The organism is Microbacterium sp. SORGH_AS_0428 (assembly GCF_031453615.1).
In the GTDB taxonomy this organism is placed as follows: domain Bacteria; phylum Actinomycetota; class Actinomycetes; order Actinomycetales; family Microbacteriaceae; genus Microbacterium.
In genome coordinates, this window is record NZ_JAVIZT010000001.1 from 2950530 (window position 1) to 2977243 (window position 26714).

The 26714-nt window shown below is 66.4% G+C and carries 28 protein-coding genes and 2 rRNA genes; 17 read left to right on the forward strand and 13 right to left on the reverse strand.

Features of this window, described 5'->3' with window-relative positions; translation table 11 throughout:
- The first annotated feature begins 390 nt into the window (after positions 1-390).
- From QE374_RS14395 to QE374_RS14405, 3 genes are all read left to right on the forward strand, one after another.
- A 23S ribosomal RNA gene (locus QE374_RS14395) occupies positions 391-3495 on the forward strand.
- Between the two features lie 111 nt (positions 3496-3606).
- Positions 3607-3723: ribosomal RNA gene (gene rrf, locus QE374_RS14400) — 5S ribosomal RNA — on the forward strand.
- Between the two features lie 84 nt (positions 3724-3807).
- Positions 3808-4290, forward strand: a complete 483-nt coding sequence (locus QE374_RS14405; protein ID WP_309735975.1) for a YbaK/EbsC family protein — start codon at positions 3808-3810, stop codon at positions 4288-4290.
- Here QE374_RS14405 and QE374_RS14410 read toward each other — a convergent pair.
- From QE374_RS14410 to QE374_RS14420, 3 genes are read right to left on the reverse strand one after another with little or no spacing between them, the layout of a single operon-like run.
- The gene (locus QE374_RS14410) at positions 4287-4751 is read right to left on the reverse strand and encodes a histidine phosphatase family protein (protein ID WP_309735977.1); all 465 of its coding nucleotides are present in this window, start codon (positions 4749-4751) and stop codon (positions 4287-4289) included. The two genes, QE374_RS14405 and QE374_RS14410, sit on opposite strands and share 4 nt — an antisense overlap.
- 11 nt (positions 4752-4762) lie before the next feature.
- Positions 4763-5110: a gamma-glutamylcyclotransferase family protein gene (locus QE374_RS14415; RefSeq protein WP_309735978.1), complete on the reverse strand. Its 348-nt coding sequence runs from the start codon at positions 5108-5110 to the stop codon at positions 4763-4765.
- 9 nt (positions 5111-5119) lie between these two features.
- The gene (locus QE374_RS14420; protein WP_309735980.1) at positions 5120-6394 is read right to left on the reverse strand and encodes a DUF445 family protein; all 1275 of its coding nucleotides are present in this window, start codon (positions 6392-6394) and stop codon (positions 5120-5122) included.
- A 32-nt stretch (positions 6395-6426) separates the two neighbouring features.
- On the opposite strand from QE374_RS14420, the gene QE374_RS14425 reads away from it, so the two are divergent.
- The gene (locus QE374_RS14425; RefSeq protein WP_309735981.1) at positions 6427-6699 is read left to right on the forward strand and encodes a metal-sensitive transcriptional regulator; all 273 of its coding nucleotides are present in this window, start codon (positions 6427-6429) and stop codon (positions 6697-6699) included.
- A 9-nt stretch (positions 6700-6708) separates the two neighbouring features.
- Here the strand turns inward: QE374_RS14425 and QE374_RS14430 are convergent, their stop codons facing one another.
- From QE374_RS14430 to QE374_RS14445, 4 genes are all read right to left on the reverse strand, one after another.
- Positions 6709-7713 (reverse strand): aldo/keto reductase, encoded by a 1005-nt coding sequence (locus QE374_RS14430; protein ID WP_309735982.1) that lies wholly within the window; start codon positions 7711-7713, stop codon positions 6709-6711.
- Entirely contained in the window at positions 7710-8879 is a 1170-nt protein-coding gene (locus QE374_RS14435) for an acyl-CoA dehydrogenase family protein (protein ID WP_309735984.1), read from the reverse strand. Before QE374_RS14435 ends, QE374_RS14430 begins: the two co-directional genes overlap by 4 nt.
- Complete coding sequence (locus tag QE374_RS14440; RefSeq protein WP_309735985.1) at positions 8876-9634, reverse strand: alpha/beta hydrolase; 759 nt, start codon at positions 9632-9634, stop codon at positions 8876-8878. The genes QE374_RS14435 and QE374_RS14440 overlap by 4 nt, the downstream gene beginning before the upstream one ends.
- Positions 9635-9712: 78 nt before the next feature.
- Positions 9713-10918 (reverse strand): MFS transporter, encoded by a 1206-nt coding sequence (locus QE374_RS14445; RefSeq protein WP_309735987.1) that lies wholly within the window; start codon positions 10916-10918, stop codon positions 9713-9715.
- A 367-nt stretch (positions 10919-11285) separates the two neighbouring features.
- Between QE374_RS14445 and nrdH the strand changes: the two genes are divergently transcribed.
- The 5 genes from nrdH to QE374_RS14470 all read left to right on the forward strand — a co-directional run bounded on the left by nrdH (position 11286) and on the right by QE374_RS14470 (position 15525).
- Positions 11286-11519, forward strand: coding sequence for a glutaredoxin-like protein NrdH (nrdH, locus tag QE374_RS14450; protein ID WP_309735988.1), 234 nt, complete (start codon positions 11286-11288; stop codon positions 11517-11519).
- Between the two features lie 3 nt (positions 11520-11522).
- The gene (gene nrdI, locus QE374_RS14455) at positions 11523-12002 is read left to right on the forward strand and encodes a class Ib ribonucleoside-diphosphate reductase assembly flavoprotein NrdI (RefSeq protein WP_309735989.1); all 480 of its coding nucleotides are present in this window, start codon (positions 11523-11525) and stop codon (positions 12000-12002) included.
- Positions 11984-14140: a class 1b ribonucleoside-diphosphate reductase subunit alpha gene (nrdE, locus tag QE374_RS14460; protein ID WP_137417588.1), complete on the forward strand. Its 2157-nt coding sequence runs from the start codon at positions 11984-11986 to the stop codon at positions 14138-14140. The genes nrdI and nrdE overlap by 19 nt, the downstream gene beginning before the upstream one ends.
- A 61-nt stretch (positions 14141-14201) precedes the next feature.
- On the forward strand, positions 14202-15179 hold the full coding sequence (gene nrdF, locus QE374_RS14465; RefSeq protein WP_137417587.1) for a class 1b ribonucleoside-diphosphate reductase subunit beta: 978 nt from the start codon (positions 14202-14204) through the stop codon (positions 15177-15179).
- Positions 15180-15390: 211 nt separating this feature from the next.
- Positions 15391-15525 carry a hypothetical protein gene (locus tag QE374_RS14470; RefSeq protein ID WP_274285860.1) on the forward strand — a complete coding sequence of 45 codons (135 nt, stop codon included), beginning with the start codon at positions 15391-15393 and terminating at the stop codon, positions 15523-15525.
- Positions 15526-15594: 69 nt separating this feature from the next.
- Here the strand turns inward: QE374_RS14470 and QE374_RS14475 are convergent, their stop codons facing one another.
- Positions 15595-16224 carry a sugar O-acetyltransferase gene (locus tag QE374_RS14475; RefSeq protein WP_309735992.1) on the reverse strand — a complete coding sequence of 210 codons (630 nt, stop codon included), beginning with the start codon at positions 16222-16224 and terminating at the stop codon, positions 15595-15597.
- Between the two features lie 120 nt (positions 16225-16344).
- Here QE374_RS14475 and QE374_RS14480 point away from each other — a divergent pair, with 120 nt between their 5' ends.
- Positions 16345-17235: a helix-turn-helix domain-containing protein gene (locus QE374_RS14480; protein ID WP_309735994.1), complete on the forward strand. Its 891-nt coding sequence runs from the start codon at positions 16345-16347 to the stop codon at positions 17233-17235.
- Positions 17236-17247: 12 nt separating this feature from the next.
- Here the strand turns inward: QE374_RS14480 and QE374_RS14485 are convergent, their stop codons facing one another.
- Positions 17248-17607: a UBP-type zinc finger domain-containing protein gene (locus QE374_RS14485; protein WP_309735995.1), complete on the reverse strand. Its 360-nt coding sequence runs from the start codon at positions 17605-17607 to the stop codon at positions 17248-17250.
- A gap of 227 nt (positions 17608-17834) precedes the next feature.
- On the opposite strand from QE374_RS14485, the gene QE374_RS14490 reads away from it, so the two are divergent.
- The 3 genes from QE374_RS14490 to QE374_RS14500 all read left to right on the forward strand — a co-directional run bounded on the left by QE374_RS14490 (position 17835) and on the right by QE374_RS14500 (position 18338).
- Positions 17835-17999, forward strand: a complete 165-nt coding sequence (locus QE374_RS14490; protein WP_309735997.1) for a hypothetical protein — start codon at positions 17835-17837, stop codon at positions 17997-17999.
- A gap of 64 nt (positions 18000-18063) precedes the next feature.
- Entirely contained in the window at positions 18064-18204 is a 141-nt protein-coding gene (locus QE374_RS14495; protein ID WP_309735998.1) for a hypothetical protein, read from the forward strand.
- Positions 18205-18206: 2 nt separating this feature from the next.
- Positions 18207-18338 (forward strand): hypothetical protein, encoded by a 132-nt coding sequence (locus QE374_RS14500; RefSeq protein WP_309735999.1) that lies wholly within the window; start codon positions 18207-18209, stop codon positions 18336-18338.
- Positions 18339-18344: 6 nt separating this feature from the next.
- Here QE374_RS14500 and QE374_RS14505 read toward each other — a convergent pair whose 3' ends face one another.
- Positions 18345-18596, reverse strand: coding sequence for a DUF4287 domain-containing protein (locus tag QE374_RS14505; RefSeq protein WP_309736000.1), 252 nt, complete (start codon positions 18594-18596; stop codon positions 18345-18347).
- Positions 18597-18698: 102 nt separating this feature from the next.
- On the opposite strand from QE374_RS14505, the gene acs reads away from it, so the two are divergent.
- Entirely contained in the window at positions 18699-20693 is a 1995-nt protein-coding gene (gene acs / locus QE374_RS14510) for an acetate--CoA ligase (RefSeq protein ID WP_309736002.1), read from the forward strand.
- Positions 20694-20901: 208 nt separating this feature from the next.
- Here the strand turns inward: acs and QE374_RS14515 are convergent, their stop codons facing one another.
- Positions 20902-22011, reverse strand: a complete 1110-nt coding sequence (locus QE374_RS14515; RefSeq protein WP_309736004.1) for a methyltransferase — start codon at positions 22009-22011, stop codon at positions 20902-20904.
- Positions 22012-22060: 49 nt separating this feature from the next.
- On the opposite strand from QE374_RS14515, the gene QE374_RS14520 reads away from it, so the two are divergent.
- Together QE374_RS14520 and QE374_RS14525 are read left to right on the forward strand one after the other, a co-directional pair.
- Positions 22061-22522, forward strand: a complete 462-nt coding sequence (locus QE374_RS14520) for a helix-turn-helix domain-containing protein (RefSeq protein WP_309736005.1) — start codon at positions 22061-22063, stop codon at positions 22520-22522.
- A 65-nt stretch (positions 22523-22587) separates the two neighbouring features.
- Positions 22588-23052, forward strand: a complete 465-nt coding sequence (locus tag QE374_RS14525; protein WP_309736008.1) for a DUF3817 domain-containing protein — start codon at positions 22588-22590, stop codon at positions 23050-23052.
- A 6-nt stretch (positions 23053-23058) separates the two neighbouring features.
- On the opposite strand, the gene QE374_RS14530 is transcribed toward QE374_RS14525, so the two are convergent.
- On the reverse strand, positions 23059-23217 hold the full coding sequence (locus QE374_RS14530; RefSeq protein ID WP_161594070.1) for a hypothetical protein: 159 nt from the start codon (positions 23215-23217) through the stop codon (positions 23059-23061).
- A 79-nt stretch (positions 23218-23296) separates the two neighbouring features.
- Positions 23297-24028, reverse strand: a complete 732-nt coding sequence (locus QE374_RS14535; protein WP_309736011.1) for an EI24 domain-containing protein — start codon at positions 24026-24028, stop codon at positions 23297-23299.
- Between the two features lie 129 nt (positions 24029-24157).
- On the opposite strand from QE374_RS14535, the gene QE374_RS14540 reads away from it, so the two are divergent.
- On the forward strand, positions 24158-26698 hold the full coding sequence (locus QE374_RS14540; RefSeq protein WP_309736013.1) for an ATP-dependent Clp protease ATP-binding subunit: 2541 nt from the start codon (positions 24158-24160) through the stop codon (positions 26696-26698).
- The last annotated feature ends 16 nt before the right edge of the window (positions 26699-26714 follow it).

A 26714-nucleotide genomic window follows, 5' to 3' on the forward strand; every position in this document is an offset into this window, starting at 1 on the left:
TAAGGAGCATCTGAAGTCTTCGGACTTCCAGAACCCAGTTCGAAGGCATACGTTCTTCGCTGGGAGCTCATGGGTGGAACATTTGACGAGGCTCTCATGTGAGTGTCTGGTTTCTAGTACGACCTTCGGGTTTGGAACGGAGCTGGGTTCTTGGGTGAGGGCATGCACGCTGTTGGGTCCTGAGGGACCGGGTGTGACTCCTTTGGGGGTTGCGGCTGTACCTCTGGGCCTTCTTCTGCTGCTTGTGCAGTGGGGGTTGGTACCGCCCGTACTTTGAGAACTACACAGTGGACGCGAGCATCTTAGAGATGAATCTTCGGATTCATTTCACAGGTGATCTTTTTTAGATCATTTAGTCAATTTTCGAGTTGACGATTCAAACTCATGTGATTTCAAGTCTTTAAGAGCAAACGGTGGATGCCTTGGCATCTGGAGCCGAAGAAGGACGTAGCAATCTGCGATAAGCCTCGGGGAGTGGATAAGCACACTTTGATCCGAGGGTGTCCGAATGGGGAAACCCCGCTGGGCGGCGTGCCGACCTAGTGACTCCCGCCTGAATATATAGGGCGGGTAGAGGGAACGTGGGGAAGTGAAACATCTCAGTACCCACAGGAAGAGAAAACAACCGTGATTCCGTGAGTAGTGGCGAGCGAAATCGGAAGAGGCTAAACCTAGCGTGTGTGATAGCCGGCAGGCGTTGCACGTTGGGGGTTGTGGGACTTTCTTGATCATCCTGCCGGGTGATCGACGTGACAGAAGCGTATAGACGAATGGTCTTGAAAGGCCAGCCATAGTGGGTGCCAGCCCCGTAGTCGAAATGCGTGTTCTGGCGTGGAGAGTATCCCAAGTAGCACGGGGCCCGAGAAATCCCGTGTGAATCTGTCAGGACCACCTGATAAGCCTAAATACTCCCAGATGACCGATAGCGGACAAGTACCGTGAGGGAAAGGTGAAAAGTACCCCGGGAGGGGAGTGAAATAGTACCTGAAACCGTTTGCTTACAAACCGTTGGAGCCTCCTTAGTAGGGGTGACAGCGTGCCTTTTGAAGAATGAGCCTGCGAGTTAGCGATACGTGGCGAGGTTAACCCGTGTGGGGTAGCCGTAGCGAAAGCGAGTCTGAATAGGGCGATTCAGTCGCGTGTCCTAGACCCGAAGCGAAGTGATCTATCCATGGCCAGGTTGAAGCGACGGTAAGACGTCGTGGAGGACCGAACCCACTTAGGTTGAAAACTGAGGGGATGAGCTGTGGATAGGGGTGAAAGGCCAATCAAACTTCGTGATAGCTGGTTCTCTCCGAAATGCATTTAGGTGCAGCGTTGCGTGTTTCTTGCCGGAGGTAGAGCTACTGGATGGCCGATGGGCCCTACAAGGTTACTGACGTCAGCCAAACTCCGAATGCCGGTAAGTGAGAGCGCAGCAGTGAGACTGTGGGGGATAAGCTTCATAGTCGAGAGGGAAACAACCCAGACCACCAACTAAGGTCCCTAAGCGCGTGCTAAGTGGGAAAGGATGTGGAGTTGCTGTGACAACCAGGAGGTTGGCTTAGAAGCAGCCACCCTTGAAAGAGTGCGTAATAGCTCACTGGTCAAGTGATTCCGCGCCGACAATGTAACGGGGCTCAAGCACGCCACCGAAGTTGTGGCATTGACATTATTGGTAGGCCTTCGTGGTCCAGCCGTGTTGATGGGTAGGAGAGCGTCGTGTGGCCAGCGAAGCGGCGGTGTGAACCAGCCGTGGAGGCTACACGAGTGAGAATGCAGGCATGAGTAGCGAAAGACGTGTGAGAAACACGTCCTCCGAAAGACCAAGGGTTCCAGGGTCAAGCTAATCTTCCCTGGGTAAGTCGGGACCTAAGGCGAGGCCGACAGGCGTAGTCGATGGACAACGGGTTGATATTCCCGTACCGGCGAAGAACCGCCCAAGCTAATCCAGTGGTGCTAAGAGTCCTAGCCAGGAATGTGTGGATCCCTTCGGGGTGATGCCGTCTTGGTGAACGCTCGACCCCATGCTGGTGCGGTTAGCGTATTAACAGGTGTGACGCAGGAAGGTAGCCCAACCCGGGCGATGGTTGTCCCGGGGCAAGTGCGTAGGCTGAGTCGTAGGCAAATCCGCGACTCGTTCGGCTGAGACACGATGCGGATAAAAAGTGGGTGATCCTATGCTGCCGAGAAAAGCATCGACGCGAGGTTCTAGCTGCCCGTACCCCAAACCGACTCAGGTGGTCAGGTAGAGAATACCAAGGAGATCGAGAGAATCGTGGTTAAGGAACTCGGCAAAATGCCCCCGTAACTTCGGGAGAAGGGGGGCCATCCACTTATACGGACTTGCTCCGAAAAGGGTGTGGTGGCCGCAGAGACTAGTGGGTAGCGACTGTTTACTAAAAACACAGGTCCGTGCCAAGTCGCAAGACGATGTATACGGACTGACGCCTGCCCGGTGCTGGAAGGTTAAGAGGAGCGGTTAGCGTAAGCGAAGCTGCGAATTTAAGCCCCAGTAAACGGCGGTGGTAACTATAACCATCCTAAGGTAGCGAAATTCCTTGTCGGGTAAGTTCCGACCTGCACGAATGGCGTAACGACTTCCCAACTGTCTCAACCGCGAACTCGGCGAAATTGCATTACGAGTAAAGATGCTCGTTACGCGCAGCAGGACGGAAAGACCCCGTGACCTTTACTACAGCTTGGTATTGGTGTTCGGTGTGGCTTGTGTAGGATAGGTGGGAGACTGTGAAGCAGACACGCCAGTGTTTGTGGAGTCATTGTTGAAATACCACTCTGGTCACTCTGGATATCTAACTTCGAACCGTAATCCGGTTCAGGGACAGTGCCTGGTGGGTAGTTTAACTGGGGCGGTTGCCTCCCAAAAAGTAACGGAGGCGCCCAAAGGTTCCCTCAACCTGGTTGGCAATCAGGTGGCGAGTGTAAGTGCACAAGGGAGCTTGACTGTGAGACTGACAGGTCGAGCAGGGACGAAAGTCGGGACTAGTGATCCGGCAGTGGCTTGTGGAAGCGCTGTCGCTCAACGGATAAAAGGTACCTCGGGGATAACAGGCTGATCTTGCCCAAGAGTCCATATCGACGGCATGGTTTGGCACCTCGATGTCGGCTCGTCGCATCCTGGGGCTGGAGTAGGTCCCAAGGGTTGGGCTGTTCGCCCATTAAAGCGGTACGCGAGCTGGGTTTAGAACGTCGTGAGACAGTTCGGTCCCTATCCGCTGCGCGCGTAGGAAGTTTGAGAGGATCTGACCCTAGTACGAGAGGACCGGGTTGGACGAACCTCTGGTGTGTCAGTTGTTCCGCCAGGAGCACCGCTGATTAGCTACGTTCGGGATGGATAACCGCTGAAAGCATCTAAGCGGGAAGCCGGCCTCAAGATGAGACTTCCATACCTTCGGGTGAGAGGCTCCCAGCCAGACTACTGGGTTGATAGGCCAGATGTGGAAGCGCAGTAATGCGTGTAGCTGACTGGTACTAATAAGCCGATGACTTGATAACACTTCGTTTGAACTGAAGCTGTTCGCGTCCACTGAGTGGTTCTCGATGTACGGTCGAGAACCGCAGACAACATTCTTTTGTTGTGTGCATGACTTGAAACATCAATAGTGTTTCGGCGGCCATAGCGAGAGGGAAACGCCCGGTCCCATTCCGAACCCGGAAGCTAAGCCTCTCAGCGCCGATGGTACTGCAGGGGGGACCCTGTGGGAGAGTAGGACACCGCCGGACTCCTTTTAGAAAGGGCCACCCAACGCTGGGTGGCCCTTTCGCGTTTCTGCAGGCTTTCCTGCCAGGTCTCATACGCTTGTCGCTATGACGTCAGGTCTTCACCCTCGCAGTCGGCTCGTGCACGATGCTCTACGTTCGGCCGGCATCCAGGGTGAGATCGTGGTGCTGCCCGATGCGGCCTCGACGGCCGCACTTGCCGCATCCGCACTGGGGGTCGATGTCGGCGCGATCGCCAACAGCCTGGTGTTCTGGTCTGACGGAGAGCCTCTGCTGGTCATGACCAGCGGTGCTCATCGTGTCGACACGATCGCTCTCGCGGCGCGACTGGGTCGGTCGTCGATCGTCCGCGCCACGGTGGAGCAGGTCCGCTCTGCGACGGGGCAGGCGATCGGGGGAGTGGCGCCGACCGGCCACCCTGCACCGGTGGTCACCGTCGTCGACGAGGACCTCGCTCAGTACGACCGGATCTGGGCGGCCGGCGGTACGCCGCACACGGTGTTCCCGCTGACCTTCGCTGAGCTGGTGGCTCTCACTCGGGGGACCGTCGTGAAGGTCGACGCCGCCTAACGAGGCGCGTGCAGGCTCCATTCGTCGACGACGGGCGGTGTCGAAGGCCACTGATCGCCAGGGATGGGAAACGTGGCCACGGCGCATGTCGTCATGTCCACATCGCGCCCCGCCAGTTCGGACGCAAGCTCGCTCAGGCCGGGATCGTGGGCGACGATGAGCACGCTGCGTCCTCCTGTCGCGGCCGCCGCATCCCAGAGCTCCCGCACGCTCGCTCCGTACAGCTCGGACATGGTCTCGAGCGGGACGTCGAGAGCCGTTGCGAACGACTCCGCTGTCGTGCGGGCGCGCAGGGCCGTGCTGCTGAGCAGGCGATCAGGGCGGAAGCCCGTTCTCGCCAGGGCTGCGGCCATCAGGGGAGCATCGCGTTGACCGCGGTCGTTCAGCGGGCGTTCGTGGTCGCTGAGGCCGGCCGTGCCCCAGTCGGACTTGGCGTGGCGCACCAGGACGAGAGCGAGCATGTTTCCGCCTCCTATCCCACGTACGCCCAGGCATCGCGTCCGCTCTGGAGCACGACGGCCACCCGCGTGTACAACGAGACCTCGTACTCGTCGGCGGCGTCGAGCTCGTCGAGGGTCAGCGCCAGCACGCGTCCGGTGACCTTGTCGCTCGTGTTCCCGGTGCGGCGCAGGACAGGGTGCGTGGCGAGGCCAGAGAGCGCCACGACACGCGTGTCATCGATTTCTGTGTACTGCACGTGGTACCCGGCGAGCACGTCCTTCGTCGAATCGATCCGCCGGCCGAAGACGTCGAGCTGCACCTGGGGGAGAAGGAGCGTGCCGTACGAGAAGAGTCGCTCGGACGTCGCGGTGGTGCTCATCCTGCCCCCCTAGGCTCCGAAGACCGCGTGCGCGATCGCATAGATCGTCAGACCCGCGAGAGAGCCCACGATCGTGCCGTTGAGGCGAATGTACTGCAGATCACGGCCGACCATGAGCTCGATCTTCTCGGTGGTCTCTTCGGGATCCCAGCGCTCCACGGTGTCGGTGATGACGGAGGCGATGTCGTGCCGGTACCGCTCGATGACGAACACCGCCGCATCCGTCACCCAGCCGTCGACGCGGGCGCGCAGGGTCTCATCCCCCTCGAGACGACGACCGACGTCCGTCAGCGTTTCGACCAAGCGCCTGCGCAGTCCGCTCTCCGGGTCGCGGAGACCGCGCGTGAGGCCGTTCTTGGCCGTGCGCCACGCTTCACCGGCGAGTTCACGGACGCGCGGTGAGTCGAACACGGTCGTCTTGGCGTCTTCGAATCGTCCGATCGTCGCGGGATCGTGCTGCAGGTTGTCCGCGAGGCGCGCGAGGTATCCGTCCACCGCGTGCCGCGCGGGATGGTCCGGATCGGCGCGGACGGCGGCGACGAACTTGACCGCCTCGTGGTACGCGGCTTCGTCGATGAGCGTGTGCACCATCGACGGGACCCACGAGGGAAGACGACGGGAGATGAGGCCCGTGAAGGCCGCACGGTTGGCTCGCAGCCACGTGGCCATGCTGTCAGCCGCGAGATCCACCGCGCCGTGGTGCGCGCCCGAGTCGACCATGCGCTCGAGCCAGCCGCCGAGCGGCGGGCCCCACTCGGGCACGACCAGATGCTCGCGGGCGAGGTCGCCCAGCAACTGCTGGACGTCGTCGTCACTGAGCGCCTCGATGACGTTCGTGGCGATCGTCGCCCCCTCGGAGGCGACCCGCTCGGCATGTGCCGGCTGCGACAGCCAGGCGCCGAGACGGGCTGAGAGCGAGAAGGACTCGAGCTTGCCGCGGATGACGGGAGCGGCGAGGAAGTTCGTCTCGACGAATTCGCCGAGCGTGCGTCCGATCTCGTCCTTGCGGGTCGGGATGATCGCGGTGTGCGGGATGGGAAGCCCGAGCGGCCGCCGGAACAGCGCGGTCACCGCGAACCAGTCCGCGAGCGCTCCGACCATTCCGCCCTCCGCCGCCGCACGCACGTACGAGAGCCACGGATACCGGCTCTGCAGAGCGAAGGCGATCACGAAGACGACAGCGAGCACGATGAGGGCGCCGAGCGCGATCCCCTTCATCAACCGCAGCCCGCGCAACCGCTCTCGATCGGCGTCGCTCAGCAGTGCTGTCGGTGTGCGGGGCATTTCGTCATCCTTCCACGGCGTACTCTGTCAGCGTGATCGACGACATCAAGAAGCGCGCCCTGCACCGCACGAGCATCCTGGAAGGGCAGCTGCGCGGGGTGACCAAGATGATCGAGTCCGAGGAGTACTGCATGGACATCATCACGCAATCGCGGGCGATCCAGCGCTCATTGGAGTCGTTGAACCGTCTTCTGCTGGAGAACCACCTGCGCACCCACGTCGCCCACATGTTCGAGGAGGGCGGCGAGGACCGGGAGCGCGCCGTCGCGGAGTTGCTGCGCGCGTTCGACTTCGCCGGAAAGTGATCGGGTCGATCAGCTGGCCAGATCCCCGCGCTGACTCGTCCACTCGACATCGAAACTGCGATTGCCGCTGATCGCCGCCGCAAACGGCTCCACGGCCGACATGGTCTCCGCGTCGAGGATGAGCCCGGATGCGGGGAGCCACTCGTCCACGTGCCCCGCGAAGCGGGAGCCGGGGATGGGCGCTGCGGTCACTCCGAACTGCGCCGCACGCGTGAACAGCCAGCCGAGCGCGAGCTGCGCACCCGTCAGGCCCCGCCGGTGCGCGAGGGAGAGGTAATCGGCTCGGAGTCCCGCATTGGCGGCGAGGTTCTCGGACGAGAACCTCGGGAACCGCGGTCGGCCGTCACCGGATCCGATGGCGGCGGGGGAGAAGCCATCCGTCAACCAGGCGCGGCTGAGCGGCGAGTACGGCACGAAGCCGATCCCGAGTTCGGCCGCCGTCGGCACCACGGACTTCTCCACGTCGCGGCTGACGACACTCCACTCGGTCTGCACGGCGGCGACCGGATGCACGGCGTGAGCGCGGCGGATCTCGTCCGCGGTCGCCTCCGACAGCCCGATGTGGAGAACCTTGCCCGCGGTCACGAGCTCCGACATCGCGCCGACCGTCTCCTCGATGGGAACGTGCGGATCGACGCGGTGCTGGTAGTAGAGGTCGACGTGATCGGTGCCGAGCCGGGAGAGGCTCTGATCGATCTGCTCGCGCACATAGGCGGCGTCGCCACGGATGCCGCGCGAGCCGATCGCGCCGCCCGAGATGCCGAACTTGGTCGCCAGGGTGATCTCGTCGCGCCGCGTGGCGAGCAGCCGTGCGATCGTGCGCTCACTGCGGCCCGCGCCGTAGATGTTGGCGGTGTCGACGAACGTGAGTCCCGCATCCACCGCGTGCGTCAGCGTCGCGAGCGCTGTCGCGTCGTCGACCGGCCCGTACACGTCGCTGAGGCTCATCCCGCCGTAGCCGAGTGCACTGACCTCCAGGCCGTCGCCGAGAAGGACACGACCCACGGCGCTCATTCGGACTCTCCCTGCTGGAGCGGTCCGAGCCACGCGGCAGCGACGGTCGCGTGCGCGGACTCCGGGTCGGAAGGATGGAACTGACCGGCGAGGACGTCGCGGTACAGGCGGCCCAGCTCGCTGGAGGAGAAGTAGGACGAGCCGCCGGCGACGAGAATCGCCTCGTCGACGATCCGCTTCGCGCCCAGTGCTGCCCGGTGCTTGAGCCCGGACAGCAGCGAGAACCATCGGGGCCCGTGATCCACGCCGGTATCCACGTCGTGAGCGAGCGCGGCGATCTGGGGGACGAGTGCGTCGTACGTCAGCGCCATCTCCGCCACCCGCCACCGGATGTCGGGGTCCTGGCTGTACGCCAGCCCCGTCTTGCGCGAGCGCCGCCGCGCGGCCGTCTCGACGGCGACATCCAGCGCGCGTCGACCGATGCCGGTGTAGACGGAGGCGAGCAGGATCTCGAAGACGCTGAAGATGCCGAACACGATCGGATCGGGCTGGGGGCCGGGCGCCACGCGCCGCACGATGCGCTCGGCGGGGGCGACGGCGCCGTGGAGCTCCGTGGTGCGGGACTGTGTTCCCCGCATCCCCACCGTGTCCCAGTCGTCTCGGGTGCGCACCGCATCCGAGCGCGGCACGAAGCCGTAGACCAGCTTGGGCGCGTCGGGGGACGTGGTGTCCAGGCCGTGCACGCCGAGGTGCGTCCACACCGGGGCGAGCGAGGTGAAGATCTTCGTGCCGGTGAACGTGTACCCGCCGTCCGGGAGGGGGACCGCCTCGGTCGCGCTGTCGAAGAGCACGAGGTCGTTGCCCGCCTCGCTGATACCGAAGGCGAACACGTCGCCTGCCGCAGCGCCGGTCTGAACGAACGCGAGATCGTCGATTCCCCGCTCGCGCAGCACCTTGGCCACCCCTGTCCATACGAGGTGCATGTTGACGGCCAGAGCGGTCGCGGGCGCAGCCGTCGCCAGCCGCTGCTGCAGGATCGATGCCTCGGCAAGCGTCAGCCCCGCGCCCCCTCGATCGGCGGGCACGAGGATGCCGAGATAGCCGGCCGCTCGCAGCTCGGCGAGATCCTGCTCCGGGAAGACGTTCTCGCGATCGGTGTCCGCTGCGCGCCCGCGGATGCGTTCGATCAGGTCATCGGGAAGGTAGGCGTTCGGATCGAAGGTCATGCCAGCGCCTCCTGCAGCACAGCCACGGTGGCCTCCGGGCGATCGCGATGGGGCGAGTGGCCGGCCCCGGCCACGATCGAGCGCGTGATGCGGGCGTTTCCGGCGAGCACCGCGTCGGCGCGTGGTCCCGTGAACAGGCTGTAGACGGCGGGGTCGGACGCGATCACGTGGGTGGGCACCGTGAGGCGCGCGGCCGCATCCGTCACATCCCAGTCGGGGTTCTGCTCCAGCGTCTGCTCCACCGCCCAGGGGCTCGCGAGCTGGGCCGCCTGTGCCTTCAGCTCGACGTCCTGCGGATGCCAATGGGGGTGAGCTGCGCGCACCTCTTCGATCGTGGGCGAGTCGAATGCATCCTGCTGGCTGCGCTCGACGACCGCGCGGTCGGTCGGTAGGAGGTACAGCGCGGGATCGACGAGGACGAGCCGCTTCGTCCACTCGGGATGCTCCGCCGAAGCGAGGGTGGCGGACGCGCCGCCCAGCGAGTGACCGATGACGAGGTCCCAGGCGCCGCCGGATGCGGGAACGGTCCGGCTCACGTCGGCGGCGTAGGCGGCGATCGTGTAGTCGAGGGCTCGCGGTGCCAGGCCGTGACCGCGCAGGTCGACGGCGACGGCATGCCAGCCCGCCTCGGCCAGGGCTGTTCCGAAGCGCCACATCAGAGCGCCGGACGATCCCAGCCCGTGCACGAGGAGGGCGTGGTGAGCGGATGCGGGGGAGCCCCACGCGAGTGTGGGAAGCGCGACGGATGCGGGCATGTCTACGAGCGTAGAACGCCTTCCGCCCCGTTCGCCCGTCTGCGTCGTCCTATGGCGGTGCGCGGAGCCGAACGGCGCTCAGGTGATGATCGGCGTGGGTTCCGTATCGGGGATGGGGCTCGGGTCGCGGTGCCGCAGATCCGGGAAGGCGCCCACGCACACGATGGCGACGATCGCGCCGGCGGCGGCGAAGCCCGCGGCCGCGATGAAGGCGCCCGGGGCCTCGACCGCGTCGATGAGGAAGCCAGCGACGGCCGAGCCCGCCGCGGCGCCGATCAGCTGACCGGTGCCGATCCACCCGTAAGCCTCGGCGGTGTCGGAGAACTTGACGCTGACGGAGGTGATCGCGAACAGCACCGCGAGGGCGGGGGCGATGCCGATCCCGGCGAGGAACAGGGTGCCCGAGAGCCACCAGATGTCGAGCGAGAACATGGTCAGCACGAGGCCGACGGCGACGATTCCCATGCGTCGCGCCATCGCCCAGGGTCCCATGGGGACGTGTCCGAACGAGAGGCCGCCGGCGAGGCTGCCGATCGAGAACACGGCGAGCACGATGCCCGCCTCGAGTCCGCCGTGGTCGAAGGTCGCGACGACGCCCGCCTCGACGGCGGAACAGGCGCCGATGAGGAGGAACCCGATGACGGTGGCCAGCAGCACGGTGGGACGAGTGAGCACCTTGCCGAAGCGGCGCTTGCTGCGGGGGATGCGCACCCGGCCGACCTCGGGGGAGAGGATGAACCACGTTCCGCCGCCGACGAGGATGACGGCGATCAGCACGAGCGCCTCCCACGTGCCGATCTGCGTCGCGATGAAGGTGATGACCACCGGTGCGATGATCCAGATGATCTCCTGCAGCGACGCGTCCAGCGAGTAGAGCGGAGTGAGCTGACGGGAGTTGACCATCTTGGGATAGATGGTGCGCACGGCGGACTGCACCGGCGGGGTGGAGAGCCCCGCGATGAGCCCGAACGCCATGAAGCCGGCGACGGGGAGATCGAGCAGTCCGATGGCGAGGATCGCCAGCGCGCAGACGATCATCGTCAGACTCAGCACGCGCCGCATCCCCCAACGGCCCATCCATCGGCTGGTGACGGGGCCGGAGACCGCCTGCCCCACGGATGAGGCCGCGAGAACGAGGCCCGCGTAGCCGTAGGAACCCGTCACGTGCTCGACGTGCAGCAGGATCGCCAGGCTCGTCATCCCGTTCGGGAAGCGCGCCGTGAGCTGTGCGGCGATGATGCGCGCCACCCCCGGGGTGCGCAGCAATTCCTGGTATCCGGCCATCCCTTCAGGATATCCCGGCGGGCGCTTCGGCTGCCGGGCGGATGAGGGGCGCGACACGCCGCGACACGCCGCACGCGGTTATCCACCGCGGGGGATCCGGGTCGCGGGTCACCGGTGTGGATGGTTTCGCCGTTCATCCGGGATTCGCCCGCGATTCAGGGTTTTTTCAGGTCGCGCGACGCGCCGCGGCTGTGGATGAAACGGTGGACAACCTGTGTTGTATCTGGGGAGAGCGTCGCGAAAATCACACGGATGTAACTACTACCCCTTGTGGTGCTATCCGATGTCCGTACCCATATGTAGTATTGAGGTCCCGGCGACGAGAAGTGCTGGGAACAGGTCCGTCCGAGGGGAGAAAGAGGTCGAAATGGCGATCACCGTCTACACCAAGCCGGCGTGCGTGCAGTGCAATGCCACCTACCGTGCACTGGATTCGAAGGGCATCGAGTACGAGGTCCTCGACGTCTCGCAGGACCCTGCGGCTCTCGAGCAGGTCAAGGCCCTCGGCTACCTGCAGGCTCCCGTCGTGATCACCGACGAGGACCACTGGTCGGGCTTCCGTCCCGACAAGATCGACGAGCTGGCCGCGCGCCTGGCCTGACCGATGGCAACCGCTGTCGCAGACCAGGTCGGCGCGGTTGCCCACCCCCTCCGTGAGCCCGCCCCGTCGGCTCCGCTCCTCGTCTACTTCTCGAGCGTCTCGGGTAACACCGCGCGTTTCATCGAGAAGCTCGGGATGCGGGCCGTGCGGATCCCCTTGCGGCCCACGGATCCGACCCCTCTCATCGACGAACCCTTCGTCCTGATCACGCCCACCTACGGGGGCGGTCAGGGAAGGGGCGAGGAGCGGGGCGCGGTTCCCAAGCAGGTGATCCGGTTCCTCAACGACGAGGCCAACCGGTCCCTGCTTCGCGGCGTGATCGCCGCGGGCAACACCAACTTCGGCGAGCACTACGGGCTCGCCGGAGAGATCATCAGCCGAAAGTGTCGTGTGCCGCACTTGGATCGGTTCGAATTGTTCGGCACGCCAGAGGACGTCGAGCGCATCGGCGAAGGATTGGAACGATGGTGGAAGCAGCACTGAAGGACTTGAGCTTCAAGACCGAGGCGCGTTTCGAGGGACTGGACTATCACGCCCTGAACGCGATGCTCAATCTGTACGACGCGAACGGGCAGATCCAGTTCGACGCCGACAAGCGTGCCGCGCGGGAGTACTTCCTGCAGCACGTGAACCAGAACACGGTGTTCTTCCACTCGCTCAAGGAGCGTCTCGACTACCTGGTCGAGAAGGAGTACTACGAGCCCGGTGTGCTCGCGAAGTACCCCCACGAGTTCATCCAGGAGCTCAACGACCGTGCCTACGGCAAGAAGTTCCGCTTCGAGACCTTCCTCGGCGCCTTCAAGTACTACACGAGCTACACGCTCAAGACGTTCGACGGCAAGCGTTACCTCGAGCGCTTCGAGGACCGCGTCGTCATGACCGCCCTCGCGCTCGCCGACGGCGACCAGAAGCTCGCCGTGCAGCTTGTCGACGAGATCATCTCCGGTCGCTTCCAGCCGGCCACGCCCACCTTCCTCAACGCGGGCAAGGCGCAGCGCGGTGAGCTCGTCTCGTGCTTCCTGCTGCGCATCGAAGACAACATGGAGTCGATCGCCCGCGGCATCAACTCCGCGCTGCAGCTTTCCAAGCGCGGCGGCGGCGTGGCGCTGCTGCTGTCCAACATCCGCGAGTCGGGTGCACCGATCAAGCAGATCGAGAACCAGTCCAGCGGAATCATCCCCGTCATGAAGCTGCTCGAAGACAGCTTCAGCTACGCCAACCAGCTCGGTGCGCGTCAGGGTGCCGGTGCCGTCTACCTCTCGGCGCACCACCCCGACATCATGCGCTTCCTCGACACGAAGCGTGAGAACGCCGACGAGAAGATCCGCATCAAGACGCTCTCGCTCGGTGTCGTCGTTCCCGACATCACCTTCGAGCTCGCCAAGAACGGCGAGGACATGTACCTGTTCTCGCCGTACGACGTGGAGAAGGTCTACGGCGTGCCCTTCGGCGACATCTCGGTCACCGAGAAGTACCGCGAGATGGTCGACGACCCGCGCATCAAGAAGACGAAGATCAACGCGCGCGACTTCTTCCAGACGCTCGCAGAGATCCAGTTCGAGTCCGGCTACCCGTACATCATGTTCGAGGACACGGTGAACCGGGCGAACCCGATCAAGGGTCGCATCAACATGTCCAACCTCTGCAGCGAGATCCTGCAGGTGAACACGCCGACGACGTTCAACGAGGATCTCTCGTACGACCAGATCGGCAAGGACATCTCGTGCAACCTGGGCTCCATGAACATCGCCCTGGCGATGGACGGCGGGGACCTCGGTGAGACGGTCGAGGCAGCGATCCGTGCCCTGAGCGCGGTCAGCGACCAGAGCCACATCCGCTCGGTGCGCTCGATCGAGGACGGCAACGACCGGTCCCACGCGATCGGCCTGGGCCAGATGAACCTGCACGGGTACCTGGCGCGCGAGCACGTGCACTACGGCTCCGAAGAGGGCCTGGACTTCACGAACATCTACTTCTACACGGTGCTGTTCCACGCGCTGCGCGCCTCCAACGCGCTCGCGATCGAGCGCGGTCACGCGTTCGACGGCTTCGAGGACTCCACGTACGCATCGGGTGCGTTCTTCGACAAGTACCTCGAGCAGGAGTGGGTGCCGCAGACGGAGAAGGTCAAGGAGCTGTTCGCCGGACACCACATCCCCACCCAGGGCGACTGGGCGGAGCTGAAGGCGTCGATCCAGAAGCACGGCATCTACAACCAGAACCTGCAGGCGGTTCCGCCGACCGGCTCGATCTCGTACATCAACAACTCGACCTCGTCGATCCACCCGATCGCGTCGAAGATCGAGATCCGCAAGGAAGGCAAGCTCGGACGCGTCTACTACCCGGCGCCGTTCATGACGAACGACAACCTGGAGTACTACCAGGACGCGTACGAGATCGGCTACGAGAAGGTCATCGACACGTACGCCGCCGCGACCCAGCACGTCGACCAGGGCCTGTCGCTCACGCTGTTCTTCAAGGACACCGCCACCACACGCGACATCAACAAGGCGCAGATCTACGCCTGGCGCAAGGGCATCAAGACGATCTACTACATCCGCCTGCGGCAGATGGCGCTCGAGGGCACCGACATGTCCGAGTGCGTCAGCTGCATGCTCTGACGCGCACCGCGTCTCGACTCGCTCCGCTCGCTCAACGACCGATCTCTGCAAGGACACCGACATGACCCCCGAGAAGCTGAAGCTGATCGACCACGTCCAGGCGATCAACTGGAACCGCATCCAGGACGACAAGGACCTCGAGGTGTGGAACCGCCTCGTGAACAACTTCTGGCTGCCCGAGAAGGTGCCGCTGTCCAACGACATCCAGTCGTGGAACACGCTGACGCCCGACGAGCAGACGCTCACGATGCGCGTGTTCACCGGCCTCACCCTGCTCGACACGATCCAGGGCACGGTCGGTGCGGTCTCGCTCATCCCGGATGCGCTGACCCCGCACGAGGAGGCGGTGTACACCAACATCGCGTTCATGGAGTCGGTGCACGCCAAGAGCTACTCGTCGATCTTCTCGACCCTCGCGTCGACGCCCGAGATCGACGACGCGTTCCGGTGGTCGGTCGAGAACGAGAACCTTCAGAAGAAGGCGCACATCGTCATGGACTACTACCGTGGCGACGAGCCCCTCAAGCGCAAGGTCGCCTCGACCCTGCTCGAGTCGTTCCTTTTCTACTCGGGCTTCTACCTGCCGCTGCACTGGTCGGCCAAAGCGAAGCTCACGAACACGGCCGACATCATCCGCCTCATCATCCGCGACGAGGCGGTGCACGGCTACTACATCGGCTACAAGTTCCAGAAGGGCATGGAGCTGATCACGCAGGCCGAGCGCGACGAGATCAAGGACTACACGTTCTCGCTGCTCTACGAGCTCTATGACAACGAGGTGCAGTACACGCAGGATCTCTACGACGCCGTCGGCCTCACCGAGGACGTCAAGAAGTTCCTGCACTACAACGCGAACAAGGCACTCATGAACCTCGGGTTCGAGGCCATGTTCCCCTCGACGGTCACGAACGTGAACCCGGCGATCCTGTCGGCGCTCTCGCCCAACGCGGACGAGAACCACGACTTCTTCTCGGGGTCGGGCTCCTCCTACGTCATCGGCAAGGCGGAGGCCACCGAGGATGAGGACTGGGACTTCTGAGCCCCGTCTGATTCCGCGGCCGTGCCGCACCGAGAAGGCCCCCGCGGGGCGCTCCCACGAGCGCTCAGGCGGGGGTCCTCTCGTTGGTGCGACGATTCTCCGCCCTCACCCGTCTGCGCAAAAAAGTCCCGGCCAGCGTTAATTTGACTTCCCTCGGAAGCGGGCTATGGTCGAAGGTCATCCGCCAGCCATTCAGGGGAAGCGAGTCCACATGTCCAAGAAGACGCCGAACACGCGGGGTGCCAAGAAGGCCCCGCAGTTGTCGATCAAGGAGAAGCGAGCAGCGAAGCGCGAGAAGCGCGAGCCTGAGCTGTTCCTCAAGCCGCGCAAGGATGCCGGCCGCTGATCGACAGGCCTGGAAGGGGTGGACGCTCATCGTCCGCCCCTTCTGCGTTCCCGGTGTGTCGTGTGCGGCTCAGACGGAGTCCTCCGACGCGCGGATGGGGCGAAGCACCCGCGCGGGGTTGCCGGCGGCGAGGACGTTCGCGGGGATGTCGCGGGTGACGACGGAGCCCGCCCCGATGATGCTGTTGTCGCCGATCGTCACGCCGGGCGTGAGCGTCACCGATCCGCCCAGCCAGACGTTGGAGCCGATGCTCACAGGCTGGGGAAGCTCCCATCCGGCGAGCCGGCGTTCGATGTCCTCGGCGTGATTCGGGGTGTAGATGCTGCACCGCGGGCCGATGAGGCAGTCGGCCCCGATCGTGACCGCCCCGCCGCCGATCACCATGAAGTCCGCGTTGATGAACGTGCGATCGCCGATCGTCAGTCGGGCGCCGTAGTCGATCATGACCGGAGGGCGCACGTCGATGCCCGCGCCCGCGCCGGGCACGAGTTCGGCGAACAGCGCTCGAGCCTCGTCGGGTGCGGTGTCATAGAGCAGGTTGAAGCGCGCGCACGTCGCGTGCGCATCCCGCGTCAGTTTCTGCAGTGCCGGCGAGGTCCGGTACCGAAGCCAGTCGTGCGCCAGAAGCGCGCGCAGATCGGCGTCGTCCTCCGCGAGCCGGGCCAGGTCATCGAGAGCATCCTGCAGTGCCGGCGTCATGCCGTCTCCTCATATGTTGTGTATGACAACATATCCGTCGGGTTCCGCTCCGTCAACGTGCCCCGGTCGCGTGTGAGCGGACGATGTTTCCGCGAACACATCGAGCTAGCTTTGATTCCGATGGATGAATCGTCCCGGCCTGACCTCGCCCTGCGCACGACGCTGGGCGGATTCCTCCGAGCGCGACGGGAGGAGCGCCAGCCCGAGCAGGTGGGGCTGGAACGTCAGATCGGACGGCGTGTGCCGGGGCTGCGTCGCGATGAGGTCGCGGCCCTCGCGGGCGTCAGCAGCGAGTACTACCTGCGACTCGAGCAGGGCCGTGGGAGCGCTCCGTCGATGCAGGTGCTGGCCGGGCTCGCGCGGGCGTTGCGGCTCGGCGCCGCGGAGTCCGACTACCTGCACCGTCTCGCGGGACATGCCGCGCCGCGTCGGGTCGCCTCTTTCGAGCGCCCGCGCGCGGAGATCGAGGCGATCCTGCGGTGGTGGCCGGGTATCCCGGCTTACATCTCCGACGCGAACCTCGACGTCGTGGTCGCGAACGACCTCATGATCGCGATCACCGACGGCCGGTTCGGGCCCGGTGCGAACGTCCTCGAGGAGACCTTCAACGCATCGGGGAGGGAGCGGCTGGAGACCTGGGAATCGCAGGCCCGAGACGCCGTCGCGCTCTTCCGCTACTCCGGTGACGAGACGTCCGCACGCTATGGCGCCATCCTGCGCAGGTTGAGTGCGGATGCGGATTTCCTCCGCTTCTGGAATCTGCAGGAGGTCACCCTGCCGCGTCCCTCGGAGATCACCGCCGCGATCGAGGGGATCGGACAGCTCTCGATCTCGGTGCGGGATTTCTTCGTTCCCGAGCTTCAGGGGCACATGGTCACGGTCTTCGATGCCGCACCGGGCTCCACCGCGGATGTCTTCTTCCGCCGGGTCGCCGATGCCCTTCGTGCACCCGGCGATGCGCAGGACGGCCGAGCGCATGCATCCGAAGACGAGCTCACGGACCGGACGTGAGCGGGCAGGCGTTCACTCGTCCAGGATGATCGACTCCCAGTTCGCCGGTACGCGGCCGGAGGGTCCGGGAACGCTCTGCGACGCGGGATGGCTCGTCGGCTCAGGGAGCTGCTCGCCGTCGACTTCCCGCTCCTCGAGGTAGTCCCACCACCAGCTCTCGTGCGGCTCGAAGCTCTGCACGAATCGGTGTCCGGTGAGTTCGAAGTGACGCTCGGCATGATGGTTCGGCGACACCTCGCAGCATCCGATATGGCCGCAGGTGATGCAGCGGCGCAGATGTAGCCACCAGGATCCGGATGCGAGGCACTCCGCGCATCCGGTCCCGCTCGGGGGTGGCGCCAGACGCGCGGCGGTCTGCGGCGCGTCCGTCATGCCGAGCTCCGATCCGTGGGGGCTGATCCCTCGCCACGCTACGCCGTGTGCCATCCGCCGACTCGGACGCCTGACGAGGATCCGTTCGTCTGCCGTTCTGGACGGCCGGCTCGCGGTCTCACGGGGTTCGCCAGCAGCCGTCTCGACGAGTCCCGCATCCCCGCCCGGCATCGGGTGCTCGCGTCAAGCCCTGACCTCTCGCGTACTGCGCTTCGTACAGTGCCCGTATGGGAATGAGCGACGAAGAGAAGCGGCACGACCAGCTGACGAGCGCGCCGAACGCCACGGAAGAGGACGCGAAGCCCCGCATCGTTGTCTCGGAGCACGACGGCGTGACCCGCATCGACATCGCCGAGGATGCGCCGGTGCGACCGAGCGATCCTCGCGACTGACGGGGGACACGCGGGGGTGTCAACCCCGTCGGCCTGGCGAACCGACACGCGTGTACTGGGACGTATGAGCAACCACACGCAGAACCATCCCGGTCCGGACCACGAGGACGATCGAGCCGACGTCTCGCCCGTCGAGCAGGATGCGGGCGAAGACATCACGACCGACGACGACGGGGCGCCCGTCGACAACCCCTCCGGAGGCTGACGATGTCGAAACCTGATGGACGCCCCGGCGTCACCCCCGGTCCCGAGCCGGACACGACCACCGCGGCCGAGCCCGACGATCCACAGTCGGACGGTGCCGAGTCCGTCATCGACGGCAGCGGCCAAGACTCCTGAGGTCGGCTACTTCGCGAGTTCGGCCTTGGCGTAGGCGACGATCGCATTGGCGTGGCCGTGCCCCATCGCGTAGGCACTCTTGAGTTCCGACACGACGGCCATGTGGGTCTCGCCCGCTCCCAGTCGCGCCACGACGATGTCCAGCCACTCCTGCATCGGACGGCCGTAGGTCTTCTCGATGCTGGGGAAGTAGGACGCCGGGCCCTTCGGTGTGCTGCCCGGCACCAGCGGCGGGGCGACGACGCGCTTCGCAGTCATGCGCTCAGCGTAGGCCCGCTGGATCGCGTCACGAAGCGTCACCCGAATTTGCCGGTCACGAGGTGCGCGGGATGCTGGGATCTCCACCGACCCGGAAGACGTATGAGCACGCCCACTCCCGCATCCGCACACGACGACACCATCCGCAGCCTGCTCGAGGAGCGCCGCACCTTCGCGCCGCCGGTCGACTTCGCGGAGCGCGCGAACGTGACCGAGGAGTGGATCCGTCGCGAGTGGATCGAGCGCGCGGATCGGGATCCCGAGACCTTCTGGGCGCACCGGTCCGAGATCCTCGACTGGGCAGAGCCCTGGCAGACCGCTCACCGCTGGGAACCCACGGACGGCGAGAGCATCCCCACCGCGGAGTGGTTCGTCGGCGGCCGCCTGAACGCCTCGGTCAACGCGGTGGACCGGCACGTGGCCGCCGGGCACGGCGACCGGGTCGCCTTCCACTTCGAGGGCGAGCCCGGTGACCGGCGCACGATCACGTACGCCCGACTGCAGCGTGAGGTGGCGAAGGCGGCGAACGCGCTGACCGCGATGGGCGTCGGCAAGGGCGACCGGGTCGTGGTCTATCTCCCCGTGCTGGTGGAGACGGTGATCATCCAGCTCGCCGTGGCGCGCATCGGCGCCATCCACTCGCTCGTGTTCGGCGGCTTCTCCGCGGAAGCCGTGCGCTTCCGGATCGAAGACACCGGCGCGAAGCTGCTCGTCACGACCGACGGCCAGTTCCGCCGCGGAGCGGCCGTGCCCGTCAAGCACCAGGCGGATGCGGCGGTCGCCGGTGTCGCCTCGATCGAGCACGTGCTCGTCATCCGCCGCACGGGCGATGACGTCGCCTGGACCGAGGGACGCGACCTCTGGTGGCACGAGACGGTCGACATCGCTCCGGACACGCATGAGCCGGAGTACTTCGACGCCGAGACCCCGCTGTTCATCATCTACACGAGCGGAACCACCGGAAAGCCCAAGGGGCTCGTGCACACGACCGGCGGCTGGCTGACGCATGTGGCCTGGACGTACTGGGCGGTGTTCGATGCGAAGCCCGAGACCGACGTGTACTGGTGCACCGCAGACCTCGCCTGGGTGACGGCGCACAGCTACGAGACGTACGGACCCCTGCTCAACGGTGTCACGAGCGTCCTCTACGAGGGCACGCCCGACACCCCGGACTGGGAGAGGCACTTCCAGATCCTGGAACGTTATGCGGTGACGACGTACTACACGGCGCCCACCCTCATCCGATCGCTCATGAGCAGGTTCCCCGATGGTCCGCCGGCCCGCTACGAACTGTCCTCGCTGCGGCTGCTGGGCACCGTGGGTGAGGCGATCAACCCCGAGGCGTGGATCTGGTTCCACCGCCACCTCGGTCGCGGCGAGACGCCGATCGTCGATACGTGGTGGCAGTCCGAGACCGGCGGCGCGATCGCGGCTCCGCTGCCGGGCGTCTCCACCCTCAAGCCCGGGTCGGCGCTCACGGCACTCCCGGGGCTGCGCGTGCGGGTCGTCGATGCCGACGGCGCCGATGTGGGCCCCGGCGGTGGCGGATTGCTCGTCGTCGACGGCACCTGGCCGGGGATGTCGCGCACGGTCTGGGGCAACCCCGAGCGGTACCGGGACTCGTACTGGAAGCGCTTCGCCGCGCACGGCTACTTCCTCGCGGGCGACGGTGCGAAGCTCGACGCAGACGGCGACCTCTGGGTGCTGGGCCGCGTGGACGACGTGATCAACGTCTCGGGTCACCGGCTGTCGACGATCGAGATCGAGTCCGCACTCGTCGCGCATCCCGCGGTGGGGGAGGCCGCGGTCGTGGGCGTCGCCGATGACGTCACCGGGCAGGCCATCGCCGCGTTCGTCACGAATGCGGAGGATCCGGCGGCGCTCCGTCGGCACGTGCGAACCGCGATCGGCCCGGTGGCGCAGCCGACGTACGTCTTCACGGTGCCTGATCTCCCGAAGACGCGCAGCGGCAAGATCATGCGCCGCCTGCTCGTGGACCTCGTCGACGGACGGCCGCTGGGCGACACGACGTCGCTGCAGGACGAGACCGTGCCGCCGCGGATCGCGGAGATCGTCCGCGAGTCCCTTGGCCGCTGACCGGCTTCCGGTCGCGGTCCTCCGCACGGCGCCGCCTTCGGACCGTGATCTGAGCGCGCCCAGACCCGGTTCGCCTGTCACAGATCCACGCCGCGGGCTCGATCTGTGACAGGCGAGCCGGGGCGGCAGCCGTTCGCCTGCCGCAGATCGACGCCGGGGGCTCGATCTGTGACAGGGGAACGTGGGCCGGGGCCCCGGGAGGCGGACGTCAGGGGCGGGTGGAGACCGTGACGGTGAACTTCGCGTTGCGGGCGACCTGCCGCGTCGGGCCGACGAGACGCTCGAGGGCCGGGCGGTAGCGCAGGGCCGAGTTCCACACCGTCCACAGCTCGCCGCCCGGGCGCAGCGTCCGCGTCGCATCCTGGAACAGGCCGGCGGCGAGATCCGTCGTGACCGCGGCGCCGGAGTGGAACGGCGGGTTGAGGGCGATGAAGGGAACGCTGGCGTCCGGGAGAGCGCTGAGGCGGTCGTCCCGCACGACGCGGATGCGGTCGGCCACCCCGTTCGCCTCGGCCGTGGCCCGCGCCGATGCGACCGCCGCGGCGGAGCGATCGGAGGCGTAGACCGCGCGATCGGGATGCCGCAGCGCGAGGAATGCGGCGACGACGCCCGTCCCGCACGCGAGATCGACGAGGGGGCCGCCCTCGGGAAGGCGCACCGGAAGGTGCGTCAGCAGGAACCGGGTGCCGATGTCGATCGCCGTGCCCGCGAACGCGCCTCCGAACGCGCACACGGTGATGCCGTCGTGGACCGCGCGCCGCGGCTCGGGATCGTGTCCGTGCAGAGGATCCCGCGCGATCAGGACGCGCGACTTCTGCCGTGCGTGCGTGACATCGAGCGTCCCGAAGAAACGGCGGAGAACCTCGTTCATCGCCGTGGACATGTGCTTGATGCGTCCGCCGGCGAACACGACGACATCCGGTGCCGCGTGCGCGGCGATCAGGGCGGCGGCATCCGCCAACGCATCGAGCGAGCGGGGGAGCCGGAGAAGGACCAGCCGTGCGCCCGCCACGAGTGCCCCCGTCAGCTCCATCGGCCGGTAGCGGTCCGTGAGGCCCAGTCGTGCCGCGTTGGCGGCGAGGGCCTGCTCGCCGGTGAGTGCGTCCTGATGCACCCGCACGACGCCGGAGGATGCGGCCGCCGTGCCCAGTGCGAGCGCGCCGTACTCGTCGCCGATGACCGCGATGTCATCCGCGCTCATCGCGGTCCGCCAGGCGGAGGACTCGTCGAGCAGGAGCCGGTCGGCGGCATCGACCGCGACGAGATCGGGGGATTCGACGTCGGGCCAGCGTCGCAGCGCGTCGAACCGGAACTCCATCCCTTCACGGTACCGGCCGCGGTGGAGTGTCGACGGATACGATGGTCAGATGGCCGACAAGACGCACGGGGCGCCGCAGCCCACCGGGCAGCGCCCGCCGTTCAGTCCGGTCATCGCGCTCCTGACGGTGTCGGCCGTCTGGGATGCGCGTTTGAACACGGCACTGAAGGACCTCGGGCTCACGACCCGCAAGTACGGTCTTCTCGCCCACGTGCAGGCGACGCCCGGCATCTCGTTCTCCGAACTCGCCCGCCGCTCCCAGATCACGGTGCAGACGGCGCACACCGCGGTCAAGACGCTCGCCGGCGAAGGGTTGGTCGAGGACGCCACCGCGCACGCGGGCGCCGCATCCGATCTGCGTGTGACGACGAAGGGCGCGGCGGCTCTCGCCGAGGCGGACGCGCGACTCGCCGCACTCGACGAGGTGTTCGGTGCGGGTGTTCCCGCTCTCTCCTCCGCGCTGCAGGGACTGCACGAGCAGCCGTTCGGAGAGATCCTTCAGCAAGACTGAAGATTTTCGGTCTAGGCTGCGGAGAGCGCCGACCCGAGCGCGTCGATCAAATCCCGGAGTCTCCCGTGTTCCGCACGCCCTACGCCCTGTTCCGCACCCTTGCCATCGCCGAGATGATCTCGTGGACGCTGCTCATCGGAGGGCTGATCGTGCGGGCAGTGACGGGTTTCGCGCCCGCCGTGACCATCGGCGGCGGCATTCACGGGTTCGTCTTCCTGTCGTACGGGGCGACGGTGATCCTGGTCGCCAAGAACCAGCGGTGGCGCGGCGGGGTGACCGCGCTGGCGCTCGTCAGTGCGGTCGTGCCCTACGCGACGCTGCCCGTCGAGCTCTGGCTCTCGCGCACCGCTCGGCTGCGAGGCGAATGGCGTCTGCAAGCCGGGTCCGACCCGCGGGATGCGGCATGGCACGACCGTGTGCTGCGCTCCGTGCTGCGTCGGCCGGTTCTTTCGGCGATCGTGATCGCCGCCGCTGTCGCGGTGGCCTTCACCGTGCTGATCGTGATCGGCCCTCCCGGTGGACGGGCCTGAGCGGACTCACTTCGCGCGGGCCCGCACGTGGATGGGCAGCGCCATGGCGGCAGAGATGAGCAGGATGCCGGCGACGAAGATGACGGCCTGGAAGCCGGGCACCGAGAACGAGATGCCGAACGCGAACATCCCGAGCAGGAACAGCAGCAGGGACACGATGTACATGGCACTCCTTCGGAAGACTCCCTCCAGAGTACCGGGTCGCCTGCGTTCAGACCGACCGCATCCGCATCCCTGAGCGGGTCTACTCCTCGGTCGGCGACACGCTCGCCGCGAGGCGGGTCGCGCCCACCACGGCCGCGGGCATCGTGAACACCGCTCCGAGCGGGATGAGGAAGCACAGCTGCGTCATGATGCCGAAGCCGAGCGCCCGGCCGCGGGCCGCTCGCAGCAGGCGGCGCCGAGCGCGGCGATCGATTCCGCGCGCCGTCAGCGCCCGCCCCGAGAGCTCGTCCGCGAGGATCCACCCCGACAGCAGGACGCCGGTCACCGTGCCGACCACGCCGCCGATCAGCGGGATGAACCCGAGCACGAAAGCGAGCGCGGCCGCGAGCGCGCCGCGCACGATGAGGCCGGTCGCGTCGGCGAAGGCCGCCCGCCAGCCCGGATCCTGTTCGGGGACGACGCCCGAATCGGCGATCTCGACGCTGCGCCAGATCCGGTCGTAGAACGGTTCGCCGACGATCAGGGTCAGTGCGGTGAACGTGGTGGCCGCCAGCAGGAGTGCGCCGGCGAAGACCGCGACGCCGAGCGCGACGCGCAATGCGATGGTCCACACCGCAGGCCAATCGTCGGCGAACGGGGTGACGGCATCCGTGAGCGGGGCCAGGGCCGTTGCGAGTGCTACGAGCGCCACCGAGAGGCCGGCGCTCACGATGAGCGCGGGCAGGAGGCCGAGGAACATCAGGCCCGGGCGTCGCGTGAACCAGCCGAATCCGCTGAGCAGCAGACGTGCGCCGTGAAGCACCTCGTTCACTCCATCTCCTCACCGCCGCGCTGGGACGAGCGTAGTGGGAATAACGTCATCCTCCAGGTGTTGAACTTGATGTGTCGTCGCTCAACTCCGTTTTGCAGAGCGACACCCCGAACCCGATCAGGAGAACAGATGCCTGAAGATTTCACCCCCGACGAGGGCCGCGACGCCTTCGACGACTTCCTCTCCCGCTACCTCGCGGGTGAGCGCGGACGCGCGGCGCGGTCGATCGATCTGTCGCGCTATCTCAGCGCACGGACGCAGGAGACCCTGCAGGATGCCGGGCGGTTCGCCCTTGCGCGCGGTCAGCACGAGCTCGACGCGTTGCATGTGCTGCGCGAGATCGTGCGTGTCGACCAGGTGCGTGATGCGATCGCCCGACTGGGCGTCGACCCCGAGAGCATCGTGCGCGAGTCCGAGCAGCGTCTGCCGGCCAGCGCAGATGTCGCCGACGTCGACAGTGCGGTCGTCACGACGTCCGTGCAGCGCGCTCTCTTCCACGCGTTCCAGGTCGCGCGTTCCTCCGGCTCGACCTACATCGACCCCGAGCACCTCTTCTTCGCGCTCGTCCTCGCTCAGGACACGCCCGCGGGCCAGATCCTCGCGCGCGCCGGAGTGACGGCGGAGGCGCTGACGCAGAGCGTGCGCGAGACCGTCACAGGTGGTGAGCGCGCACCGGAGCAGGCGAGTGCATCCGAGCCCGCGACCATGCTGGAGCGCTACGGGCGCGACCTCACCTCCCTCGCCGAGGCGGGGGAGCTGGACCCGGTGATCGGCCGGGCGGACGAGATCGAGCAGACCATCGAGATCCTGAGCCGTCGTACCAAGAACAACCCCGTGCTCATCGGAGAGGCCGGCGTCGGAAAGACCGCGATCGTCGAGGGACTCGCCCAGGCGATCGTCTCGGGCGAGGTGCCCGAGCAGCTGCGCGGCAGCCGCGTCGTCTCGTTGGATCTTCCGGCGATGCTCGCGGGCGCCCGTTACCGCGGCGACTTCGAGGAGCGCCTGACGGCGACGATGGGTGAGATCGCCCAGCGCAAGGGCGAACTGATCGTCTTCATCGACGAGGTGCACACGGTGGTCGGCGCGGGGGCCGGCAGCGACGGCGCCATGGACGCCGGCAACATCCTCAAGCCCCGCCTCGCCCGAGGCGATCTGCACCTGGTGGGTGCGACCACCCTCGCCGAGTACCGCACCATCGAGAAGGATCCCGCGCTGGAGCGCCGGTTCCAGCCGGTGAAGGTCGGCGAGCCTTCCGTCGAGGATGCGGTGCGGATCCTGCACGGCCTCCGCCCCGCCTACGAACAGCACCACGCCATCACCTACACCGACGACGCGCTGCGTGCCGCCGTCGAGCTCAGCGACCGCTACCTGAGCGATCGCGTCCTGCCGGACAAGGCGATCGACCTCATCGACCAGGCCGGAGCGCGGCTCCGGCTGCGCCTGGGAGTCGCGGTCGACGTGTCCGAGCTGATGGCGCAGCTGGCCACCCTCGAGGCGGACAAGAACGCGGCGGTGGCAGCCGAGCGCTACGAGGACGCGATGCGCCTGCGTGACGAGATCGCCGATGTGCAGCGCCGCATCGACGAGGCGACCCGTCGCGACGCGGTGCGCGGGGAGCAGGTCGTGGACGCCGAGCACATCGCCGCCGTCATCAGCCGCAGCACGGGCATCCCGGTGTCGCGCCTGACGGAGAGCGAGCGCGGACGCCTGGCGGGGCTCGAGTCCGAGCTTCACGCCCGGGTGATCGGTCAGGATGCGGCGGTCACCGCGGTCGCGACGGCCGTCCGGCGCAACCGGACCGGTATGGGCGACAGTCGTCGGCCGGTGGGATCGTTCCTCTTCCTCGGACCCACGGGCGTGGGCAAGACGGAGCTGGCGAAGTCTCTCGCCGCCTCTCTCTTCGAGGACGAGAACGCCGTCATCCGCTTCGACATGAGCGAGTTCGGCGAGCGTCACACGGTCTCCCGTCTCGTAGGCGCCCCTCCCGGCTACGTGGGATACGACGAGGCCGGGCAGCTGACCGAGCGGGTGCGGCGCGCACCGTACTCGGTGGTGTTGTTCGACGAGATCGAGAAGGCGCACCCCGATGTGTTCAACCTGCTGCTCCAGGTGCTCGACGACGGCCGGCTGACCGACGGACAGGGACGCACGGTCGACTTCCGCAACACCGTCGTCATCATGACCTCGAACATCGGCAGCGAGTTTCTCGCATCGCGCTCCGGCGCGATCGGGTTCATCGCCGACGGTGGCGGGGCCACGGGCTTCGGTGATGAGGGGGAGCTGCGCGCCCGCGTCATGGGAAAGCTCCGCGAAGCGATGCGCCCCGAGTTCTTGAACCGCATCGACGAGATCGTGCTGTTCCGCAAGCTCGAGAAGGCGCAGCTTCGCAGCATCGTGTCCCTCCTGCTGGAGCAGAGCGCATCCCGGCTGGCGCGGCGCGAGATCTCGTTCGAGGCGACCGAGGCCGTCGTGGACTGGCTGGCCGAGCACGGCTACGAGCCCGAGTACGGAGCGCGCCCGCTGCGCCGCCTCATCCAGCGGGAGATCGACGACCGCATCGCCGACCTGCTCGTCTCCGGCGAACTGAGCGACCAGGGCGCCGTGCGCGTCGACGTCGTCGAGGGTCGGCCGGTCGCTGCGGCCGTGACCCGCAGCGCCGTCGCCGTCTGATCCGAACCGACCGCCA

Bases quoted from the DNA above. Each gene is read 5' to 3' on its own strand.
- acs (WP_309736002.1), top strand. From the start codon at position 18,699: ATGAGCACGCCCACTCCCGCATCCGCACACGACGACACCATCCGCAGC.
- nrdE (WP_137417588.1), top strand. From the start codon at position 11,984: ATGGTGGAAGCAGCACTGAAGGACTTGAGCTTCAAGACCGAGGCGCGT.
- nrdI (WP_309735989.1), top strand. From the start codon at position 11,523: ATGGCAACCGCTGTCGCAGACCAGGTCGGCGCGGTTGCCCACCCCCTC.
- QE374_RS14480 (WP_309735994.1), top strand. From the start codon at position 16,345: ATGGATGAATCGTCCCGGCCTGACCTCGCCCTGCGCACGACGCTGGGC.
- nrdF (WP_137417587.1), top strand. From the start codon at position 14,202: ATGACCCCCGAGAAGCTGAAGCTGATCGACCACGTCCAGGCGATCAAC.
- QE374_RS14475 (WP_309735992.1), bottom strand. From the start codon at position 16,224: ATGACGCCGGCACTGCAGGATGCTCTCGATGACCTGGCCCGGCTCGCG.
- QE374_RS14490 (WP_309735997.1), top strand. From the start codon at position 17,835: ATGGGAATGAGCGACGAAGAGAAGCGGCACGACCAGCTGACGAGCGCG.
- QE374_RS14415 (WP_309735978.1), bottom strand. From the start codon at position 5,110: ATGAGCACCACCGCGACGTCCGAGCGACTCTTCTCGTACGGCACGCTC.
- QE374_RS14505 (WP_309736000.1), bottom strand. From the start codon at position 18,596: ATGACTGCGAAGCGCGTCGTCGCCCCGCCGCTGGTGCCGGGCAGCACA.
- QE374_RS14430 (WP_309735982.1), bottom strand. From the start codon at position 7,713: ATGAGCGCCGTGGGTCGTGTCCTTCTCGGCGACGGCCTGGAGGTCAGT.
- QE374_RS14410 (WP_309735977.1), bottom strand. From the start codon at position 4,751: ATGCTCGCTCTCGTCCTGGTGCGCCACGCCAAGTCCGACTGGGGCACG.
- QE374_RS14405 (WP_309735975.1), top strand. From the start codon at position 3,808: ATGACGTCAGGTCTTCACCCTCGCAGTCGGCTCGTGCACGATGCTCTA.
- QE374_RS14530 (WP_161594070.1), bottom strand. From the start codon at position 23,217: ATGTACATCGTGTCCCTGCTGCTGTTCCTGCTCGGGATGTTCGCGTTC.
- QE374_RS14470 (WP_274285860.1), top strand. From the start codon at position 15,391: ATGTCCAAGAAGACGCCGAACACGCGGGGTGCCAAGAAGGCCCCGCAG.
- QE374_RS14485 (WP_309735995.1), bottom strand. From the start codon at position 17,607: ATGACGGACGCGCCGCAGACCGCCGCGCGTCTGGCGCCACCCCCGAGC.
- QE374_RS14445 (WP_309735987.1), bottom strand. From the start codon at position 10,918: ATGGCCGGATACCAGGAATTGCTGCGCACCCCGGGGGTGGCGCGCATC.
- QE374_RS14500 (WP_309735999.1), top strand. From the start codon at position 18,207: ATGTCGAAACCTGATGGACGCCCCGGCGTCACCCCCGGTCCCGAGCCG.
- QE374_RS14440 (WP_309735985.1), bottom strand. From the start codon at position 9,634: ATGCCCGCATCCGTCGCGCTTCCCACACTCGCGTGGGGCTCCCCCGCA.
- QE374_RS14540 (WP_309736013.1), top strand. From the start codon at position 24,158: ATGCCTGAAGATTTCACCCCCGACGAGGGCCGCGACGCCTTCGACGAC.
- QE374_RS14495 (WP_309735998.1), top strand. From the start codon at position 18,064: ATGAGCAACCACACGCAGAACCATCCCGGTCCGGACCACGAGGACGAT.
- QE374_RS14420 (WP_309735980.1), bottom strand. From the start codon at position 6,394: ATGCCCCGCACACCGACAGCACTGCTGAGCGACGCCGATCGAGAGCGG.
- nrdH (WP_309735988.1), top strand. From the start codon at position 11,286: ATGGCGATCACCGTCTACACCAAGCCGGCGTGCGTGCAGTGCAATGCC.
- QE374_RS14435 (WP_309735984.1), bottom strand. From the start codon at position 8,879: ATGACCTTCGATCCGAACGCCTACCTTCCCGATGACCTGATCGAACGC.
- QE374_RS14520 (WP_309736005.1), top strand. From the start codon at position 22,061: ATGGCCGACAAGACGCACGGGGCGCCGCAGCCCACCGGGCAGCGCCCG.
- QE374_RS14515 (WP_309736004.1), bottom strand. From the start codon at position 22,011: ATGGAGTTCCGGTTCGACGCGCTGCGACGCTGGCCCGACGTCGAATCC.